Here is a 19,199-nt window from a genome sequence, read left to right as displayed (position 1 = left end):
AGCTATTGACCGATATGGTGTGGATAGCGATAGAGCAATCTAAACTTACTTTTTGGTTGTGTTGAGCTATTTTCGGATGAGTTCATGATGAACATAATCGCACTACCAAAAATAAAACGCCAAAATACCTTAAATCACGATCCGCTAAAAATACCTGTAAAAGGGGTTTTTGTGGCCTTTCTGCTCATGAATAAATAATGCAAGGAAAAATCAATATTTAAGATTTTTCTTGTCGAGCTATTCACTGTATTTACTCGTTATTATAGTTTGTTTATTTTTATTATCTTAGTTTTATATTTTTTGTTTTCAGTAAAAATGAACAAATCATTCAAAAAACTTCTCTTTCTTTAATAGTCGCTAAAGTAAATAATCCCTTTTCGATATTATAACTAAAGGGAAATATTAATGAGGAAGTTACAACTTGCATCGTTAACATTTGCATTAATCAGCACGATGGGAAGTGCTTTTGCGTCAACTAACCAAGAGGGATATTACGGTTCCGCACGACTTTCTAAAGTGTGGCAAAAAGCGGATAGTATGGATACGAGTCTCCGCCCAGGGATTGGCCAGTTTGTTTCTGGTGATGATAAAGATGATTTCTACAATGCTTCTCTTGCAGCGGGTTATCAGTATGGTAATGGCTGGCGTACCGAAGGGGAGTATAGTTTTAATAAAAAAGCGGAGTACACCAGTGGCTCAACCGCTTTTTCAACCAGCTTTAATCATCACAAAACGGAATCGCAGCGTTTAATGCTGAATGTTTATCGTGATTATGATATCTACCAAGGGATTTCAGTGTATGGCACCGTGGGATTGGGTGTTGCAAAAGTGAAATCATCGGGATGGCAAGGTAATGCCGCACGTCAATATGGTAGCAATACTGACACTAACTTAGCGTACTCGATTGGCGCTGGTGTAAGTTACGAGCCTATTGATAAATTAAATTTTGACTTGGGATATCGTTATATTGATTTAGGGAAAATCGAAAGCGGTATGAATCGTTTTGCCAATGCGCGTGGCATACAGGATGAGCAGATGAAAGCGCACCTTAAGTCACAAGAGCTTGTGTTAGGCGTTAGATATCTATTTTAATTTTTAACGTATTATTATTCATTGGAATATGTCATACAAAAAGGGTTGGCGATTAGCCAACCCTTTACTTTATTTAACTTTAATTATTTTGCTTTGCCTTGGTTGGCAACCGCTGCTTGTTTTGCAGCGATTTCATCTTGGTTGCCAAGATAGTAATGTTTGATTGGTTTCATGTTTTCATCAAACTCATAAACCAGTGGCACTGCTGTTGGGATATTGAGGTTAAGAATTTCTTCTTCGCCCATGTTATCCAAGTATTTTACCAGCGCACGCAGTGAGTTACCGTGAGCTGCAATAATCACTTTTTCACCCGCCGCAACACGTGGTTTGATCTCTTGTTCCCAGTAAGGCACAACACGCTCAATGGTTGTTGCTAAGCTTTCTGTTACTGGCAGTTCCTCGCTAGACAGTTTTGCATAGCGTGGATCGTGGCCTGGGAAACGTTCGTCATCTTTTGTTAGCTCAGGTGGCGTGATGGCAAAACCACGGCGCCAGAGTTTAACTTGCTCATCACCATATTTAGCCGCAGTTTCTGATTTATCTAGACCTTGCAGTGCACCATAGTGACGCTCATTTAGTTTCCAGCTCTTTTCAACAGGCAGCCATTGCTGATCAACCTGATCAAGGATGTTCCATAAGGTATGGATAGCACGTTTCAGAACTGAGGTATAGGCGAAATCAAAGACAAAGCCTTCATCTTTCAGCAGTTGGCCTGCATTTTTTGCTTCTTCACGGCCTTTGTCTGACAGCTCAACATCAGTCCAGCCAGTGAAACGGTTCTCTTTGTTCCACTCGCTCTCACCGTGTCTTACCAAAACCAGTTTAGTTACAGCCATAGCTTAAACTCCTATCAGTACATTCAAATTAAAATGAATCATTGCTGACTTACATTATAGGGATAGTCAATCCGAACGCTAGTCACAACTGATGTTTTACCCAAACCAAATCAAAAAAGTGATAGTCAGTCGGTTATTTGGATAAAAATCGTACCTTAATCAGCTTGTTTTTTATCCAGCAACCATTTTGACTGGGTAAGTAAAAAATAACAGATGCAATAGATTTAACCCGAAGTGAAACGATACAGCAAGCCATAATTTGCCACTCCACATCCATGCTAGTCCATAAATAATCCCTGCAAGGGTCGCAAAAAGGATCAGCAACGGGCCTCCCGCGAAATGCACAGCCCCAAACACTAAGGCACACACGATTAATGCAAGATAAGGGGAGCCAAACCATTGAGTGAGGCGCTGCTGGAGATAGCCACGAAATAATGCTTCTTCGGCTAATGAGACAAATAATAAATTGCAAATAATGAATGCAGGTAACCAAGTCGGCAAATGCCACTCAAAACCTAGTCCTCCCGCAATGGCAGCAACAACCAATAACATAGGAACGGCAATGATCAGTAACCACCATTGCCAAGGTTTTGCTGTTTTGGGGGCTTGAGCTGAAAATAGGCTGGGGAGACAAAATAACAAAACAAAAGGAACCAAGGCCTTATCAAAGTTAAAGTACATGGTAAATGGTCTGCTTTGCTCGCCAACAATCACGCTATCGAGGTATTTGAGGTTATGAAATCCTGGGAAAAAATGAATCAATAGGCCTACAGCGCAGATAACAAGCGTGACCTCGCTAATAACTTTGACCCAGACATGATATTGAAAGCGCCAACCTATCACGCCAATGACAGTAATAGCGACAAATAAGAGAATTGCTTGCCAACTTAGTACACCCGTAAATAGTGCTATTGTTGTCGCAAGTAAGAGTAAAAATGTGGCAATAAATCGATGCGTTGCAAGTGTTGTGAGTGAAGCCGCCAAAATAAACCAACTGGCCATACGTTGTTCCTAAAATCTATTCGAATTATTTAAAGCGGCACAGTGTAATTGTTTTCAGTTATTTTCCGAGGAAAAAGCACAGCTATTGGTCTGGAATGATAAAAAATTAATATAAATAAACAGGTTATATAGCTGAGTATTAAGTGTGCGAACTAATCATTAGATTAATTTAGGTCGATAATCGAACATTATCGACCCCAATGATGGCACGGTTAGACCGTTTGTTGCTCGACAGTTTCTATGTCATAACGATATTTGCCGTTATCAGGAACAAACTTCAATCGATGGGTAATGCAAGTTGGCGCATCTTCTTGATGGTGAGTAACAAAAAGAAGCTGAGTCGTGCCTTGGCTGAGCATTACATCAATAAAACGTAGGACTAATAAACGGTTTAAACCATCTAGCCCTTGAAGTGGCTCATCTAAAATCAAAACAGCCGGATGTTTGACTAAGGCGCGTGCGATAAGCACAAGTCGTTGCTGACCCCATGATAAGCTATGGAAAGGTTGTTGTGCTGTTTGTGAGGGAAAACCGAGTAGGGCTAGCCACTCATAAGCCAGTTGAATTTGGCGATCAGAAGGTGTCTGATATAAACCAATTGAGTCGTGGAACCCAGAGATGATCACATTAATCACGCTAGTCGCGACGCGGTACTCTTGATGAATGCTGTTACTAACATAACCAATATGGCGTTTGATATCCCAAATCGTCTCACCTGTGCCTCTGCGACGACCAAATAGCGTTAAATCATTACTATAGCCTTGAGGATGATCTCCGGTAATTAGGCTTAATAGCGTGGATTTCCCTGCACCGTTTTCGCCGATAATTTGCCAATGCTCATTGGGATTAACCTGCCAGTTCAAACCATGCAAAATCGGTTTGTCGTTATAGCTGACCACGCCGTTTTTCAAAATAACCCGTGGAATATCGCTAGGAAGTGGGGCTTCAGCCGTTGGATCTTCCATTTCAGGGATAGTGAGATGTTTTAAGCTTTCGCTATGTTGAAGCTGGGTGATTAACGTGTTAGCAAGTACTGACTCACGGCTGCCTGATAAAGTCAGTTTGCAGTCGGCTAATACGCCCATATTGTCAATAAAGTCGGGTAACTCATCAAATCGGTTCAGGATCAATACAATTGTTAACCCTTTTTCAGATAAGCTGCTAAGTAACTCGCTCAGATTATTTCGTGAATAGACATCAAGGCCATCAAAAGGCTCATCAAGCACTAATAAATCAGGTTCCCCCATAAGGGTTTGGCAGAGTAAAACTTTGCGTGTTTCCCCTGTTGACAGATATTTAAAGCGTCTAGAAAGCAGATCGTGAATGCCAAATTTTGTGGCCAGTTCAAGACAGTATTCATTGTCTCGGTGGTGGAGTTGGATAATTTCAGCGGCGGTATATCCGGTATCGTCTTCATCTTCACTAAGCAGATCCGTGTTATTACGCTGCCACTCTTCATTAATCATGTTTTGCAGTTGTTCGAAAGAGAGGCGAACGGGAGATACAAAGCTATTTTCCACAATACCTGAGAGTGGTTTTAGTTCCCCTGATAACGCTTTTGCAAGTGATGACTTACCACTACCATTGGCCCCAATAAACGCCCAACTTTCATGCTGATTAATGGCTAATTCAGGAATATCCAGTGTTTGTGTGTCACTGAGCTTAAAGCTGCTGTGACGAAGGGTGATTGCTTTCATGCCACTTCCTTATTTTTGTCATTATTTTTGTCGTTATTTACCTGTCACCTCAACAAATAATCATGATTACAGATAAAGTCAATCATTCACTGGAGAAAGGCGCACAAAAAACAAGCTTGCACTTATCTATTGGTGAGGAAATGGCGTATTTAGATAAGTGCACGTGGTTAGCATAGTGTGGCAATAATCACTTGATCGGCATTAAATAGCGCTGTGACATTATCGTTGAGCTGCAATTGTTGGCTATCGACTTCTTGGTTACTGAGGGTAGAGCATAGGCTCTCACCACCTAATAGGGTCACGATCACTTCACTGTTTTCTTGACCACGTTCAAGTGCGGTTATCTTCCCAGCGAGTTGATTGTCAAATTCACTATTTTTTATTGGTTGCTTCGTCAATTTTATCCAAGGTGCTTTAATCAGAGCGAGTACTTCCTTACCTTCAGTAAGGCGTAGACGGTTGGCACTCTGTTCTGTAAGAGCGGCATTAATGATGGTTTTATTGTCGGCCAATAACACTTGGACATGTTGTTGAACTTGGTTATGGTCACGAGCAATCAGAGTACCAAAAAACTGATTACGCGCGCTGGTTTGCAATGAAAAACGGGAAATCGCGGCTAGAAGACTATCAAGAGGTAATGTGTCTTCTTTGAGAACATCAAATGCTTTTTGCTGAATTTGTGCCAGTAAGTCGTATAGCTGTAGCAGTCTTTCCCCATAGTGGGTCAATGTTGTGCCACCACCACCTTTACCGCCAGTGGCTCTATCCACTAAAATATCGTCAGCAAGCTGGTTCATTTCATTGATAGCATCCCAGGCACTTTTATAGCTGATCCCAGCCAATTTAGCACCTTGGCTAATAGAGCCTGTTGCTTTGATTTGCTTGAGCAATGAAATTCGGCGAGGGTCTGCAAATAAACTCCCTTGTAGCTTTAGTGTCAGTAAGATTTCTGCTTGCATAAATATAACCCTTCCTATCAGATTGAATATACTCAAGTTGTACTTTGTATTAGTGAGAGTATATAAATAAACTGTCATCGCGACGCTTAATAAAAAAGCACGTTTAGTGTGTCGTTAGAAATAGAATTTGTCTACAATAGTGACAGCTATCCCGCTATTATATACGTTATTATTTAAATTCAGCTTTATTTTCCCTCGTCAGCGCATCAGTTGGCTGGTGGGCACAGTATCACTGAAGAGGCTTTAATGTTAGAAATTTTAAAAAGCATGGGCTTTGCCCTGTTGATGGTTCCCGTTGTGATGTTTTTGATTATGGGGCTAATTTACGGCCTCGGGGCTTTCTTTAATCTGCTATCTAAAGCTCACGTTCCGCACCATCATACAGAGAAGGAATAACCCTCCTCCCTATTTAAGTTCGCCTGTTTTTTAGTGGTACACTGAGAAACAGGCAACTCTATCTATTTGTCTTTGGTTGATACGCTTTTAAAGCAAGTCTCCCCTCACTTTTCTGCTTCTGGTATAAGTTTTGATGCAATTCATTGCGCTAGCACACTTTTCTGCACGCGATGACTTTAAGTTATCGTTATATCCTGTTATATATAGCGTGATAACTAATATTAGGGTGGACTGAAATGAAAAAAAATTTGATCACGTTGTTGGCGGGTGTCACGATGACACTCTCTATGGCAAGCCATACGGTTGCAGCAGAGAAAATAACTGTTTTTGCTGCCGCCTCTTTGACAAATGCGATGAATGAAATTTCTGAACAATATCAGAAAGAAAACAAAGTAGAAGTTGTCTCATCATATGCATCATCATCGACACTTGCTCGTCAAATTGAGCAAGGAGCGCCTGCAAATCTATTTATTTCTGCCGATCAGCAATGGATGAATTATGCTATTGATAAGCATTTGATGGTTGAAAACACGCGCTACACTTTATTAGGTAATGAGTTGGTATTGATCGCACCCAAAGATTCCAAAATTGAAAAGGTGGAGATCAATAAACAAACGGATTGGAAAAAGCTGCTTGATGGCGGCCGTCTGGCGGTAGGCGATCCGGAGCATGTTCCTGTTGGGATTTATGCGAAAGAAGCATTGAGCTATTTAGGGGCATGGGATACGGTCAATCCGTTATTAGCACGTACCAATAATGTGCGTAGTGGTATGGCCTTGGTTGAACGCGATGAAGCGCCTTTAGGGATAGTGTATGGCTCCGATGCCGTTGCTAGCCAAAAAGTCAAAGTCGTTGGTATTTTTCCAGCAGACTCGCACAAACCCGTTGAATATCCAATGGCTATTGTGAAAGACCAAGATAATCAAGCAACTCGTGACTTTTATGAATATTTGAAAACGCCAGCCGCTTCAGAAGTATTCAAACGTTACGGTTTCACCCCACGTTAAGGGATTTTAGTATTGCAGATGTTAAGTGCTTATGAATGGGAAGCCATCTACCTGAGCTTAAAAGTTTCAAGTGTGGCAGTCATGTTTAGTTTGCCACTAGGTATTTTGGTTGCATGGGTATTGGTGCGTTGTCATTTCCCCGGCAAAACACTGCTGGATAGTATTATCCATCTACCATTGGTGTTACCGCCAGTGGTAGTGGGGTATTTATTATTGATCAGTATGGGACGCCGCGGTTTTATTGGGGAATGGCTGTATAGCTGGTTTGGGTTTAGCTTTACGTTTAGCTGGCGCGGTGCCGCATTGGCCTCCGCCGTGGTGGCTTTTCCATTGATGGTGCGGGCGATCCGTTTAGCGCTCGAAGCCGTTGATCGTAAACTTGAGCAAGCGGCTCGAACATTAGGCGCGACGCCATTACGTGTCTTTTTTACGATAACTATCCCATTATCACTGCCCGGTATTATTGTGGGAACGGTATTAGCATTTGCACGCTCATTAGGGGAGTTTGGGGCGACTATCACCTTTGTATCGAATATTCCCGGAGAAACACAAACCATCCCACTTGCGATGTATACCTTAATTGAAACACCGGGGGCGGAAGTGGATGCAGCCCGCTTGTGTGTGATTGCTATTATCTTGGCATTAATTTCACTATTAGTTTCAGAATGGCTGACCCGTTGGGGCAAAAAGCGATTGGGGGTAGCCTGATATGTTAGAGCTGGATTTTTCACAGCAGCTTGGTGAGTTAGCGCTTGAAGTGAATACCTCGCTACCGACAGAGAGCATTACTGCCATATTTGGGTTATCTGGAGCAGGGAAGACCTCATTAATTAATGTGATAGGGGGGCTAACCAAGCCTAATCGAGGGCGCATTGTGCTCAATGGACGGACGCTGGTCGATATCGAAAAAGGCATCTGCTTGCCGCCCGAAAAGCGCCATATTGGCTATGTCTTCCAAGATGCACGGCTATTTCCCCATTATCGAGTCAAGAATAATTTACGTTATGGTATGGCTCCCGAAATGAAAGGGCGCTTCGATGAAATTGTGACGTTGTTAGGCATTGAAAAACTTCTAAATCGTTTTCCTATTACATTATCAGGTGGGGAAAAACAGCGTGTCGCTATTGGCCGCGCACTGTTAACCGCACCTGAAATTTTATTGATGGATGAGCCATTAGCTTCTCTTGATTTACCGCGTAAACGTGAGCTACTACCGTATTTAGAAAAACTGTCTCAAGATGTCAAAATCCCTATTTTATATGTCAGCCATAGCTTAGATGAGATTTTACGCCTTGCCGATAAAGTGATTGTGATGGCACAAGGTAAAGTTAAAGCTTTTGGAGCATTAGAGGAGGTGTGGGCAAGCAGTGCATTGCGTCCTTGGCTCCAACAAGAGACATTAAGTAGCGTGTTAAATGTGATATGTCATGGTCACCACCCTGACTATGAGATGACTGCGGTGATTGTGGGCAGTCAAAAATTATGGATCCCGCGTATTGATACAGAAAGAGGCGGGCAGTTGCGTTTACGCATTGATGCCTCTGATGTGTCTTTAGTATTAGAAAAGCCACAGGTCAGCAGTATCCGTAATATTTTATCAGCGGAAGTGGTTGAATGGATTGAAGATGGCGAGCAGGTGGATGTGAAGCTTGATTTAGGCGAACAGCATTATTTATGGGCGCGTATCACACGTTGGGCGCGTGACGAATTGTCTATTCGCAAAGGTCGTCGAGTTTATGCACAGGTTAAAAGTGTTTCATTAAGCCGCCATTACACATCATAACAGTACGTTAGCTGATATCTAAAGTCATGCCGCTTGAGTGAACAGCATAAAGTGGCAAAATGAGTTAATTAGGGGGCTTATTATTGGCCCCCTAATAGATAAAATTACAATACGTATTTATGGATCACTTCAGCGATACCCGGTTGGGTGTTATCACGTGTAACCAGTTTTGCTTGTTGTTTGATTTCATCGACCGCTTGGCCCATAGCAACACCTAGTCCAGCCGTTGTTAACATGCTTAAATCGTTAAAGTTATCACCAAAAGCAACCACATCATTCATGGTCATACCCTGTGATTCAACCCACTGTTTTAGTCGTTGGCCTTTGCTGTTTCCTTTGCGGCCGACGTCGACTTGATCAGCCCATGACCATTCACATTCCAAGCCAAAATCATCTTCAATACCGCGAACAACCTCTTTGAGCTGATCGATATTTTCTGAACTGACGGCAAATTTCCAAATAGATTGATAATCATGTAAGACATCAGCATAGTTTTCGACAAACTGAATATTAGGACGTTGAGCCACTGGCAGGGTTTCTGCCCAACTTAGCGTCCTTTTGATCCCTTCTGTCGGTGCGTTGTATAGCATGGCATCATCAACATACATTAAATGTTGAATATCGGTGCCACGCAGCCTTTCAATCATTTGTGTTGCTGATTCGAGTGTCATAGGGTCTGAAGAAAGAACTTTTTTACCTAAATAATCATAAAGATAAGTACCATTGCAGCAAATTGCAGGGGTATCAAGGTTAAGCTCTTGGTAGAAAGGATGAATGGCAACATGATGGCGCCCTGTCACAATCAACACTTTAACGCCTTGGCGACGTGCTTCATTTAATGCAGCAAGTGATTCGGGCAAAATTTTCTTTTGAGGATCAAGCAGTGTTCCATCAAGATCGAGCGCAATAACGCGGTATGACATAAACGGCTCCACGTGATTTGAGGTTACATATGCCTTAATGAGTGGCCATATGATGGTTTTTGTCGTTGTCAGCTAAACAGAAAGGGATCTGTTAGCCTGATAATAATCCAGTGCTAAAATAATTTTATCATCTTAGCGGATATTGCAGATTAACTAAAGTGGCGCAGAATGAATCGAGTCAGGTTATTGGTAATCTGTTGTTTTAATCATTTTGAGATAATTTAGTGGCGCGATGTATTGAAAAGAGGGGGATTGCTTGTTATTCGCTAGTCTATCCTGAGATTAACCGTCATAATGGAAGAAGATATTTTTATCATGAATCATAAGGAGACAGGATGAATCAGGTTGTCTATATTGCTAGCCCCGAAAGCCATCAGATCCACGTTTGGTCTATGAACGAAGCCGGTGAACTGACGTTATTACAGACGGTGACAACACCAGGCCAAGTACAGCCAATGGTATTAAGCCATGATAAAAAGCACCTTTATATTGGTGTCCGACCCAATTTTCGAGTAATCACTTATCAAATTGAAGATAAGGGCACTCTCAGACTAAAAGCTGAGACGGCAATTCCAAGTACACCGGTACATTTATCATTAGATAACACTGGTAAGTATTTGTTTGTGCCGTCATACCATCAACATAATTTGGCTGTCTTACCTATCAACCAAGAAGGTGTACCACAAACCGCGATCCAAGTGATCGAAGGGCTACGAAACCCACACTCTTCACATGTTGATGCTGACAATCAACAATTATGGGTGCCGTGTTTGGGGGAAGATCATATTCGCTTATTTGATCTGCATGACGATGGTCATTTAACCGAAGCTTCTGCTGATCAAATCAGTTCAGCAAAAGGCGCAGGCCCTCGCCACCTTGCATTCCATCCACAGCACAAAGTTATTTATTGTGTTAATGAGTTGGATTCAACCATTAACGTTTACCATAAATTTACTCGCTATCGCCAAGTTCAGCATATTAACGTATACCCGGAAGGTCGTGAAAGCCAACGTTGGGCGGCAGATATTCATATCACGCCTGATGGACGTCATCTGTATGCGAGTGAGCGTTCAGATAGCTATATTAGCCATTTCCGAGTATCTGATGATGGCCGCGAGTTGACCCTAGAAGGGATTTATCCAACAGAAGCTCAGCCTAGGGGCTTTAACCTTGATGCAACAGGGCGCTTCTTGATTTCTAGCGGGCAAAAATCTGACAGTATTTCTGTTTCAGAAATTGACCCGATTACAGGTAAACTCACCCAGATTGGTCGCTACCCAGTGGGCAAAGGTCCAATGTGGGTGACGGTATTAGCGCGTTAATTGCTAAACTAAGATCTCCTCAAAGCACTGAGGGGATCTTTACCCCTCAATCACGTTTCTCATTGCACTTGTCACTTTACTCAGTTGTTCCGGTGAAATAATGTAAGGTGGCATAACATAAATCAGCCGACCAAATGGCCTTACCCAAACCCCTTGTTCAACAAACTTTTTTTGTAATTCAGCGGTATTGACTGGCTGCTGCATCTCAATCACGCCAATCGCCCCTAAAACGCGCACCTGCTTGACGCTTGTGTGGGAGGACAAAGGTGCTAATTCAGCTAAGAGCTGCTGCTCAATCTTGGCGACAGTATGCTGCCATGGGCTTTCAAGCAATAATTTTAGGCTTGCGTTGGCGACGGCGCACGCTAATGGGTTCCCCATAAAGGTTGGCCCATGCATGAAACAGCCCGCTTCGCCATTACTAATCGTTTCGGCAACATGACGCGTTGTTAAGGTGGCTGATAGTGTCATATATCCCCCCGTGAGGGCTTTGCCTAAGCACATAATATCCGGTGAAATAGCCGCATGGTCACAAGCAAATAATTGGCCTGTGCGCCCAAATCCTGTCGCGATTTCATCGGCTATCAGTAATATGCCATAGTGATCACAAAGCTCACGAACGCCTTTTAGGTACTCGGGGTGATAAATACGCATTCCACCCGCACCTTGTACGATAGGTTCGAGTATAATTGCTGCAATTTCGCGATGTTTTGCTGCAAGTTCCTGCTTAATTGGTAATAAATCATCACTGTTCCATTCATCATGAAAACCACATTGTGGAGCCTCAACAAAAATATGAGGAGGTAGATAACCTTTGTATAGGCCATGCATTGAATTATCAGGATCACATACTGCCATCGCACCAAAAGTATCCCCATGATAACCATGGCGTAAAGTTAAAATACGTTGGCGCTTTTCCCCTCTGGCCTGCCAATACTGGAGTGCCATCTTTAGTGACACTTCCACAGCCACCGACCCTGAATCGGCAAGAAAAATACACTCTAAAGGCGCTGGAGTGATCTCAACGAGTTGACGGCACAAATTCACTGCGGAAGGGTGAGTGATGCCACCAAACATGACATGAGACATTTTTTGTAGCTGCTCAGTAGCAGCTTGATTGAGAACGGGATGATTGTAGCCGTGGATCGCCGCCCACCAAGAAGACATTCCATCAACAAGTGTTTTTCCATCAGCCATAATCAACTCTGCGCCTTTAGCCTCAACGATGGGATAGGCGGGGATCGGGTGGCTCATCGAGGTGTAGGGATGCCAGATATGCTTGGCATCGAATGCAATATCAGAACTGTCCATTTTACTTTGTCGTCAACTTATTTAAATGAATTTGGTTGACATGATAACCACAATATTTAAACTGGCAACGACTTTTTATGATGGAGATCTGCCGTGAGCGAATTAAAAAAGTGGACAACTAAACAGGCTAATGAATTGTTCTCTATGCCTTTCTTTGAGCTTTTGTTCCAAGCTCAGCAAGTTCATCGACAGCATTTTGACCCACAGCAAGTACAGGTCAGCACCTTGCTTTCAATCAAAACAGGGGCATGCCCAGAAGATTGCAAATATTGTGCACAAAGTGCTCGTTATAAAACCGGATTAGAAACTGAACGTTTAATGGAAGTTCAGCAAGTTCTTGAATCTGCAAAAAAAGCGAAGCAAGCAGGTTCAACGCGTTTTTGTATGGGAGCCGCTTGGCGTAATCCTCGTGAGCGCGATATGCCTTATCTCGAAATGATGGTGCGAGAGGTGAAATCGCTAGGCATGGAAACCTGCATGACACTGGGAATGATTGACGATAGCCAAGCTCAGCGCCTTGCCGAAGCGGGGCTTGATTACTACAACCATAATCTTGATACCTCCCCTGAATACTATGGCAACATCATTACCACCAGAACTTATCAAGACCGCTTAGACACATTGGATAATGTACGTAATGCGGGTATCAAAGTGTGCTCTGGAGGGATTCTTGGTTTAGGGGAAAAAATCAGCGATCGAGCAGCGCTGTTGGTTCAACTTGCGAATTTACCTAAACCGCCAGAAAGTGTACCGATCAATATGCTGATGAAAATGGAAGGCACCCCGATGGCGGATAATGAAGATGTCGATCCTTTTGATTTCATTCGAACTATTGCAGTAGCACGTATTATGATGCCGACCTCTTACGTCCGTTTATCGGCGGGTCGCGAATATATGAACGAACAAACCCAAGCACTCTGTTTTATGGCAGGCGCTAATTCCGTATTTTATGGTTGTAAGCTGTTAACCGCTCCTAATCCGAATGAAAATAAAGATATCTCCTTGTTTAAAAAATTGAATATTAACCCAGAGCGTATTGAAGTGAGCGAAGGGGATAATCAACAAGCGGCACAATTAGCGGAGTCTATTTTGACAGCCGATAATTCACAGTTCTATAACGCGGCTGTCTAATGAGTTGGCAAACATTTATTCAAACGCAACTCGAGCAGCGTAAACAAAATGCGGCTTGGCGTAAAAGAACCTGTATTGATTACAGCACAGGTCGTGAGTTGCGAATTAACGGGGAAAATTACCTGAATTTTTCAGGAAATGATTACTTAGGGTTAAGCCATCACCCCAAGGTCGTCGAGGCTTGGCGGCAAGGCGCTGCATTATATGGCACCGGCAGTGGCGGTTCAGGGCACATTACTGGTTTTACTCGCGCCCATTATGATTTGGAAAACGCGCTATCTGCATGGTTGGGATATCCAAGGGCACTATTATTTATTTCAGGTTTTGCGGCGAATCAAGCGGTGATCACCGCTTTAATGGGGCAAGGGGATCGCATTTTAGCCGATAAACTTAGTCATGCTTCGATTTTAGAGGCATCAATGCTTTCAAAAGCTAATTTACGGCGATTTGCTCACAATAGCCCTGCATCATTACAAAAATTGCTCACCAGCACTTTAGATGCAAAAACACTCGTGATTAGTGAAGGGGTGTTTAGCATGGATGGTGACAGTGCGCCTTTAGCGGAATTAAAACAGCTCGCGGAACAACATCACGCTTGGTTAATGGTCGATGATGCCCATGGTATTGGCGTGAGAGGGCGAGAAGGGCGTGGTAGTTGTGATGTGCATGGTATTAAACCTGAATTACTGATTGTCACCTTCGGTAAAGCATTTGGTTTGAGTGGCGCTGCCGTTCTGTGTGATGAAGCAACCGCAGATTACTTTATTCAAGCGGCTCGCCACCTTATTTATAGTACCTCAATGCCACCAGCTCAGGCAGTTGCGCTATCAGCAGCGTTACAGCAGATCCGTACAGCCGATGATGCAAGGGAACGGCTTAATCAACATATTGAATATTTCAGAAAAAATAGTCAATTTAGTGATCTGCAATTAGCTGATTCACAGATGGCAATTCAACCCGTCATTGTGGGTGATAATGAGGTGAGCTTACAGCTTTCTGATTATTTACGACAAAAAGGGCTATGGGTACAAGCGATACGTCCACCGACTGTCCCACCAGGCAGTGCACGGCTACGCATTACCTTGAGTGCAGCTCATCACCAACAAGATATCGATCAACTGTTGGAGGCGTTAAATGGTTTTACCATTAAGTGATGAAAAACAAAAAATCGCTTCGGCTTTTGGTAAAGCAGCAAAACGCTATGATTCGATAGCTTATTATCAACAAAATAGTGGTCATCAACTGCTGGATTTATTAGCTTCAGCACGGGTCAATTTACCGGCTAAAAAAGTGATTGATGTTGGCTGTGGCACTGGTTTTTTCAGCCAAATAATTAAAGCACAAGGGGCTGAAGTGACCGCATTAGATTTATCGTCCGGCATGTTGGAGGTTGCACGTCAAAAAAATGCGGCTGAACAGTATATCTGTGCGGATATGGAAGCACTGCCTTTTGCCGATCAAACTTTTAATGTGGTTTTTTCTAATTTGGCTATCCAATGGTGCTCTGACTTATCACTGGCCCTGACTGAACTACATCGAGTGACTAAAAATGGTGGGGTGATTGTATTTACCACGCTTGCTAAAGGCTCTCTATCGGAGCTATCGCAAGCTTGGGCTAGGTTAGATGGCTATTCGCATGTGAATGAATTTTTAAGTTTTGAACAGATAAGCGCGAGTTGCCAACCATGGCAGCATCAATTGCTGCTTCAGACCGATACACTACATTTTCCGGATTTAGCTCGATTATTGAATTCATTGAAAGGCATTGGCGCGACCCATCTCACCGCAGGGCGACCTGGTGGATTGATGACAAGGCAGCGATTACATCTACTTGAGAGCGCTTATCCCACGTCAGCAAACGGTCTTGAGCTCACTTATCAAACTGTATTTGGAATAATTTATCGTGACTAAAACTTATTTTGTGACCGGCACTGATACTGAGGTCGGTAAAACAGTAGTCAGTTGCGCATTACTGCAAGCGGCTAAACAATTGGGTTATCAAACCGCGGGGTATAAACCGGTTGCTTCAGGCAGCGAACAAACAGCACAAGGGCTACGTAACAGTGATGCACTTTTTTTACAAACAAACAGCACATTGCCGTTAACTTACCAAGAAGTGAATCCAATTGTATTCGAAGCGCCAACATCTCCACATATTATTAGCGAAAAAGTTGGGCTGCCAATTGATTTTTCAGTGATGACAAACGGATTAAAACATTTGCAGTCAAAAGCGCAGTGGGTGTTGGTTGAAGGTGCTGGCGGCTGGTATACGCCATTATCAGCACAACAAAGTTATGCAGATTGGGTGGTTGAGCAACAATTGCCAGTGATTATGGTGGTTGGCATCAAACTGGGTTGTATTAATCATGCCTTATTAACCGCACAAGCGATTAACCAATCAGGGCTAAAATTGGTGGGGTGGGTGGCGAATGAAGTCGAGCCAGCAGGAACCTATCAGGCCGAATATTTAGAGACATTGCACCGTTCGATCAATGCGCCTTGCCTTGGTATCATTCCTCATCAAGATGCCGAACAATTTGCCGATGTAGGGCAGTATGTTGATGTGACAGCGATTTAATTTTTTAGTGGTTAATTGTCTATTTTATCAGAGAGCTTGTTTTTCAATATAAACACGCTCTCTGGTGTATTGAACGAAAACTCTTTTGTTGTGCAACGGCTCAGTCTAAACGTAACCCTGCGCCTATCTCTTCCGTTGAATTATCAAGCGATAAAATGACATGTCTTGATTCATCAAGTTCACGCCATCCTTCCCATTTTTCAGGGTGACTTGGCTTAATTAGGGGCTTGTGTGTAAAGCCCCTATATTAAATTTTTATATTCTAAATAATTCAATATTCAGATAGGTAATAAACGGAGATAGGTAGGGAGTATCGATAACTATCAGACTCGTCTGGCTGAGCGCATTCAATAATCTTATATCCTGAAGTAGATGCTATAACTTGAGCGTTGTTAAACAGCAAAATTATCCTTTAACACCGAATGATAAGGACGATGGCGTAGTCATGGTACATTGAGTGTAATGTTTGGTTATTTATGATCGGATAAGTGTGCCTATCTAGTGGATCTTACTAGATAATTTTTTATGTTCCTGTTTATTCTGTGTAAAAGGCTATTTTGGATCGTTAATCCGTCATTTTTGTCAACTCGGATCCGTTAAAAAAGAGTAAATACTGTTTTTATGATAAATTCTGAGTAAAAATATTTTCACTGAATTGCCATTTTTTTGTCATGTATATGCGCTATGTGGTTTTTAGAGTGGAACGGAAACGCACTATCTGAAAGGGATTGCAGAGTTATCCACTATTTCTGTGGATAACCTTGTGAATTAGATCTAAAAAAACAACCGAATCCAAGGTGACAAGCGGCTTTGCCTTTATTTGATGTGATTTCAGACTTATAAATAATAATTTTAAAATACAATAAGTTAAATAAAATCAAGACATGGGTTGTTATTTGAGATAAGACTAGAAGTCGCATCAGCATAAAATATATAAATCACTTTAGGTCAAGAAAAATTTTTGGGGATAACCTTGTTTTAACCACAATAAAAAATTGCTGGAGAATTTTTAAACTCAGCACTTGAAGCTGGTTTTTTATCCAGTATCATAGGGGGGAGATCGGTTAAGAGGCGTGGGTAATGAGTAAAGTATTTAAATTGTATTCTGATTTTCAGCCTGGTGGGGATCAACCCGAGGCAATTCGTCAGCTTTCTGAAGGGTTAGAAGATGGACTTGCTCATCAAACCTTACTCGGGGTAACAGGCTCAGGTAAAACCTTTACGATTGCCAATGTCATCGCCAAAGAAAATCGCCCAACCATGTTAATGGCACACAATAAGACGTTGGCAGCACAATTGTACAGTGAGATGAAAGCCTTCTTCCCTGACAATGCCGTTGAATACTTTGTCTCTTATTATGATTATTATCAGCCAGAAGCCTATGTGCCTAGTTCAGATACCTTTATCGAAAAAGATGCGTCTGTTAACGAGCATATTGAGCAAATGCGTCTGTCAGCGACAAAAGCACTACTTGAACGGCGTGATGTGATAGTTGTGGCTTCTGTTTCGGCTATTTATGGTCTTGGTGATCCTGATAGCTATTTAAAAATGATGCTGCATTTGACCGATGGGATGATTATCGATCAGCGGGCTATTTTGCGGCGCTTAGCCGATCTGCAATATACACGTAACGACCAAGCTTTTACCCGAGGTACGTTCCGCGTACGGGGCGAGGTGATTGATATTTTCCCCGCAGAATCAGATGAATATGCGTTACGTGTCGAATTATTTGATGAAGAAGTGGAACGGTTGTCTTTGTTCGACCCATTAACGGGGCAAATTCAGCATCGTGTTCCTCGCTTTACAGTTTATCCGAAAACCCACTATGTGACGCCGAGAGAGCGGATCTTAGAAGCGATGGAACAAATTAAGGTTGAACTGGCGGATAGGCGTAAGGTGCTCCTCGAAAATAATAAATTGCTAGAAGAACAACGTATCACCCAACGTACTCAATTTGATCTCGAAATGATGAATGAGCTGGGTTATTGCTCAGGTATTGAGAACTATTCACGTTATTTGTCTGGTCGCGCGCCAGGAGAGCCGCCACCGACGCTGTTTGATTACCTACCTGCTGATGGTTTATTGGTGGTGGATGAGTCGCACGTTACTATCCCGCAGATCGGAGCGATGTATAAAGGTGACCGCTCTCGTAAAGAAACACTGGTAGAGTATGGATTCCGTTTACCGTCTGCGCTTGATAATCGACCATTACGTTTTGAAGAGTTTGAGGCGCTTGCGCCACAAACTATCTATGTTTCCGCGACGCCGGGTAATTATGAAATAGAAAAATCAGGTTCAGAGGTGATAGAGCAGGTTGTGCGACCAACAGGCTTGCTAGATCCTGTGATTGAAGTGCGGCCTGTTGCCACTCAAGTTGATGATTTGCTTTCTGAAATTCGTATTCGTTCGCAGAAAAACGAGCGTGTGTTGGTGACAACGTTAACAAAACGAATGGCAGAAGATTTAACGGAATACCTTGAAGAGCATGGTGAACGGGTTCGTTATTTACACTCTGATATTGATACGGTAGAACGGGTTGAAATCATTCGTGACCTACGTTTAGGTGAGTTTGATGTGCTGGTGGGGATCAACTTGCTGAGAGAGGGTCTCGATATGCCAGAAGTGTCATTGGTGGCTATTCTCGATGCCGATAAAGAAGGCTTTTTACGCTCTGAACGTTCACTCATTCAGACAATTGGTCGTGCGGCGCGTAACCTTAATGGTAAAGCAATTTTATATGGCGATAGAATCACCAATTCAATGGAAAAGGCCATCAAAGAAACGGAACGCCGCCGTGCTAAGCAGATAGCCTTTAATGAGCAACACGGTATTGTGCCGCAAGGCCTGAACAAAAAAATTGGCGATATCTTGCAAATTGGTCACAAAGTGGGTGGCAAATCGAAAGGTCGCAATAAAGAGAGTGCCAAAATCGATAAACGTGAAGATATCCAATTATTATCAACAAAAGAGTTGGAGCAACGTATTTCGCAACTTGAAGCGCAGATGTATAAACATGCTCAGGATTTAGAGTTTGAAGCGGCGGCAAATGTAAGGGATCAATTGCAAGAGCTAAGGGAGCGTTTTATTGCTAATTCATGATGCTACAAAGGTTAACGGCTCTATGAGTTTTTGCTGTTAACCTTTGGCGTGATTGGTGGTGAT

The 19,199-nt window shown here is 42.6% G+C and carries 18 protein-coding genes; 11 read left to right on the top strand and 7 right to left on the bottom strand.

The window, feature by feature from the left end; translation table 11 throughout:
• Window positions 1-405 precede the first annotated feature (405 nt).
• Window positions 406-1,092, top strand: a complete 687-nt coding sequence (locus PR709_RS06265; RefSeq protein ID WP_004917800.1) for an outer membrane protein — start codon at window positions 406-408, stop codon at window positions 1,090-1,092.
• Between the two features lie 83 nt (window positions 1,093-1,175).
• Here PR709_RS06265 and gpmA read toward each other — a convergent pair whose 3' ends face one another.
• From gpmA to modE, 4 genes are all read right to left on the bottom strand, one after another.
• Window positions 1,176-1,928: a 2,3-diphosphoglycerate-dependent phosphoglycerate mutase gene (gene gpmA, locus PR709_RS06260; RefSeq protein WP_004917803.1), complete on the bottom strand. Its 753-nt coding sequence runs from the start codon at window positions 1,926-1,928 to the stop codon at window positions 1,176-1,178.
• Window positions 1,929-2,099: 171 nt separating this feature from the next.
• Complete coding sequence (locus PR709_RS06255) at window positions 2,100-2,930, bottom strand: CPBP family intramembrane glutamic endopeptidase (protein WP_004917804.1); 831 nt, start codon at window positions 2,928-2,930, stop codon at window positions 2,100-2,102.
• Between the two features lie 212 nt (window positions 2,931-3,142).
• Complete coding sequence (gene modF, locus PR709_RS06250) at window positions 3,143-4,627, bottom strand: molybdate ABC transporter ATP-binding protein ModF (RefSeq protein WP_004917805.1); 1,485 nt, start codon at window positions 4,625-4,627, stop codon at window positions 3,143-3,145.
• Window positions 4,628-4,794: 167 nt separating this feature from the next.
• Window positions 4,795-5,586 (bottom strand): molybdenum-dependent transcriptional regulator, encoded by a 792-nt coding sequence (modE, locus tag PR709_RS06245; protein ID WP_042116407.1) that lies wholly within the window; start codon window positions 5,584-5,586, stop codon window positions 4,795-4,797.
• Between the two features lie 246 nt (window positions 5,587-5,832).
• On the opposite strand from modE, the gene PR709_RS06240 reads away from it, so the two are divergent.
• The 4 genes from PR709_RS06240 to modC all read left to right on the top strand — a co-directional run bounded on the left by PR709_RS06240 (window position 5,833) and on the right by modC (window position 8,772).
• Complete coding sequence (locus tag PR709_RS06240) at window positions 5,833-5,982, top strand: AcrZ family multidrug efflux pump-associated protein (RefSeq protein ID WP_014657766.1); 150 nt, start codon at window positions 5,833-5,835, stop codon at window positions 5,980-5,982.
• 236 nt (window positions 5,983-6,218) lie between these two features.
• Complete coding sequence (gene modA / locus PR709_RS06235) at window positions 6,219-6,989, top strand: molybdate ABC transporter substrate-binding protein (RefSeq protein ID WP_004917813.1); 771 nt, start codon at window positions 6,219-6,221, stop codon at window positions 6,987-6,989.
• Window positions 6,990-7,007: 18 nt separating this feature from the next.
• Window positions 7,008-7,697 carry a molybdate ABC transporter permease subunit gene (gene modB / locus PR709_RS06230; RefSeq protein WP_004917815.1) on the top strand — a complete coding sequence of 230 codons (690 nt, stop codon included), beginning with the start codon at window positions 7,008-7,010 and terminating at the stop codon, window positions 7,695-7,697.
• A 1-nt stretch (window position 7,698) separates the two neighbouring features.
• A complete protein-coding gene (modC, locus tag PR709_RS06225) occupies window positions 7,699-8,772 on the top strand; it encodes a molybdenum ABC transporter ATP-binding protein ModC (RefSeq protein ID WP_004917817.1) in 1,074 nt (357 codons plus the stop codon).
• Window positions 8,773-8,876: 104 nt separating this feature from the next.
• Here modC and PR709_RS06220 read toward each other — a convergent pair whose 3' ends face one another.
• On the bottom strand, window positions 8,877-9,695 hold the full coding sequence (locus PR709_RS06220; RefSeq protein ID WP_004917819.1) for a pyridoxal phosphatase: 819 nt from the start codon (window positions 9,693-9,695) through the stop codon (window positions 8,877-8,879).
• Between the two features lie 335 nt (window positions 9,696-10,030).
• Between PR709_RS06220 and pgl the strand changes: the two genes are divergently transcribed.
• Complete coding sequence (pgl, locus tag PR709_RS06215; RefSeq protein ID WP_004917821.1) at window positions 10,031-11,017, top strand: 6-phosphogluconolactonase; 987 nt, start codon at window positions 10,031-10,033, stop codon at window positions 11,015-11,017.
• Window positions 11,018-11,056: 39 nt separating this feature from the next.
• Here the strand turns inward: pgl and bioA are convergent, their stop codons facing one another.
• Window positions 11,057-12,328, bottom strand: coding sequence for an adenosylmethionine--8-amino-7-oxononanoate transaminase (gene bioA, locus PR709_RS06210; RefSeq protein WP_004917823.1), 1,272 nt, complete (start codon window positions 12,326-12,328; stop codon window positions 11,057-11,059).
• A gap of 93 nt (window positions 12,329-12,421) precedes the next feature.
• On the opposite strand from bioA, the gene bioB reads away from it, so the two are divergent.
• The 4 genes from bioB to bioD are packed head-to-tail and all read left to right on the top strand — an operon-like array spanning window position 12,422 to window position 16,037.
• Entirely contained in the window at window positions 12,422-13,459 is a 1,038-nt protein-coding gene (gene bioB, locus PR709_RS06205) for a biotin synthase BioB (RefSeq protein ID WP_004917825.1), read from the top strand.
• The gene (gene bioF, locus PR709_RS06200) at window positions 13,459-14,613 is read left to right on the top strand and encodes an 8-amino-7-oxononanoate synthase (protein WP_004917826.1); all 1,155 of its coding nucleotides are present in this window, start codon (window positions 13,459-13,461) and stop codon (window positions 14,611-14,613) included. Before bioB ends, bioF begins: the two co-directional genes overlap by 1 nt.
• Window positions 14,594-15,370 carry a malonyl-ACP O-methyltransferase BioC gene (gene bioC, locus PR709_RS06195; protein ID WP_071599662.1) on the top strand — a complete coding sequence of 259 codons (777 nt, stop codon included), beginning with the start codon at window positions 14,594-14,596 and terminating at the stop codon, window positions 15,368-15,370. Before bioF ends, bioC begins: the two co-directional genes overlap by 20 nt.
• Complete coding sequence (bioD, locus tag PR709_RS06190; RefSeq protein WP_004917829.1) at window positions 15,363-16,037, top strand: dethiobiotin synthase; 675 nt, start codon at window positions 15,363-15,365, stop codon at window positions 16,035-16,037. The genes bioC and bioD overlap by 8 nt, the downstream gene beginning before the upstream one ends.
• A 100-nt stretch (window positions 16,038-16,137) precedes the next feature.
• Here bioD and PR709_RS19550 read toward each other — a convergent pair whose 3' ends face one another.
• Window positions 16,138-16,257, bottom strand: a complete 120-nt coding sequence (locus PR709_RS19550; RefSeq protein ID WP_115113655.1) for a contact-dependent growth inhibition system immunity protein — start codon at window positions 16,255-16,257, stop codon at window positions 16,138-16,140.
• An 860-nt stretch (window positions 16,258-17,117) separates the two neighbouring features.
• Between PR709_RS19550 and uvrB the strand changes: the two genes are divergently transcribed.
• Window positions 17,118-19,136, top strand: coding sequence for an excinuclease ABC subunit UvrB (uvrB, locus tag PR709_RS06185; protein ID WP_004917833.1), 2,019 nt, complete (start codon window positions 17,118-17,120; stop codon window positions 19,134-19,136).
• Window positions 19,137-19,199 lie beyond the last annotated feature (63 nt).

It is taken from the genome of Providencia sp. PROV267 (assembly GCF_028477825.1).
In the GTDB taxonomy this organism is placed as follows: domain Bacteria; phylum Pseudomonadota; class Gammaproteobacteria; order Enterobacterales; family Enterobacteriaceae; genus Providencia; species Providencia stuartii.
This window is presented reverse-complemented; position numbering and strand designations above follow the sequence as displayed.

Coding starts and splice junctions, on each gene's coding strand:
- PR709_RS06265 (WP_004917800.1), top strand. CDS start 406: ATGAGGAAGTTACAACTTGCATCGTTAACATTTGCATTAATCAGCACG.
- gpmA (WP_004917803.1), bottom strand. CDS start 1,928: ATGGCTGTAACTAAACTGGTTTTGGTAAGACACGGTGAGAGCGAGTGG.
- PR709_RS06255 (WP_004917804.1), bottom strand. CDS start 2,930: ATGGCCAGTTGGTTTATTTTGGCGGCTTCACTCACAACACTTGCAACG.
- modF (WP_004917805.1), bottom strand. CDS start 4,627: ATGAAAGCAATCACCCTTCGTCACAGCAGCTTTAAGCTCAGTGACACA.
- modE (WP_042116407.1), bottom strand. CDS start 5,586: ATGCAAGCAGAAATCTTACTGACACTAAAGCTACAAGGGAGTTTATTT.
- PR709_RS06240 (WP_014657766.1), top strand. CDS start 5,833: ATGTTAGAAATTTTAAAAAGCATGGGCTTTGCCCTGTTGATGGTTCCC.
- modA (WP_004917813.1), top strand. CDS start 6,219: ATGAAAAAAAATTTGATCACGTTGTTGGCGGGTGTCACGATGACACTC.
- modB (WP_004917815.1), top strand. CDS start 7,008: ATGTTAAGTGCTTATGAATGGGAAGCCATCTACCTGAGCTTAAAAGTT.
- modC (WP_004917817.1), top strand. CDS start 7,699: ATGTTAGAGCTGGATTTTTCACAGCAGCTTGGTGAGTTAGCGCTTGAA.
- PR709_RS06220 (WP_004917819.1), bottom strand. CDS start 9,695: ATGTCATACCGCGTTATTGCGCTCGATCTTGATGGAACACTGCTTGAT.
- pgl (WP_004917821.1), top strand. CDS start 10,031: ATGAATCAGGTTGTCTATATTGCTAGCCCCGAAAGCCATCAGATCCAC.
- bioA (WP_004917823.1), bottom strand. CDS start 12,328: ATGGACAGTTCTGATATTGCATTCGATGCCAAGCATATCTGGCATCCC.
- bioF (WP_004917826.1), top strand. CDS start 13,459: ATGAGTTGGCAAACATTTATTCAAACGCAACTCGAGCAGCGTAAACAA.
- bioC (WP_071599662.1), top strand. CDS start 14,594: ATGGTTTTACCATTAAGTGATGAAAAACAAAAAATCGCTTCGGCTTTT.
- uvrB (WP_004917833.1), top strand. CDS start 17,118: ATGAGTAAAGTATTTAAATTGTATTCTGATTTTCAGCCTGGTGGGGAT.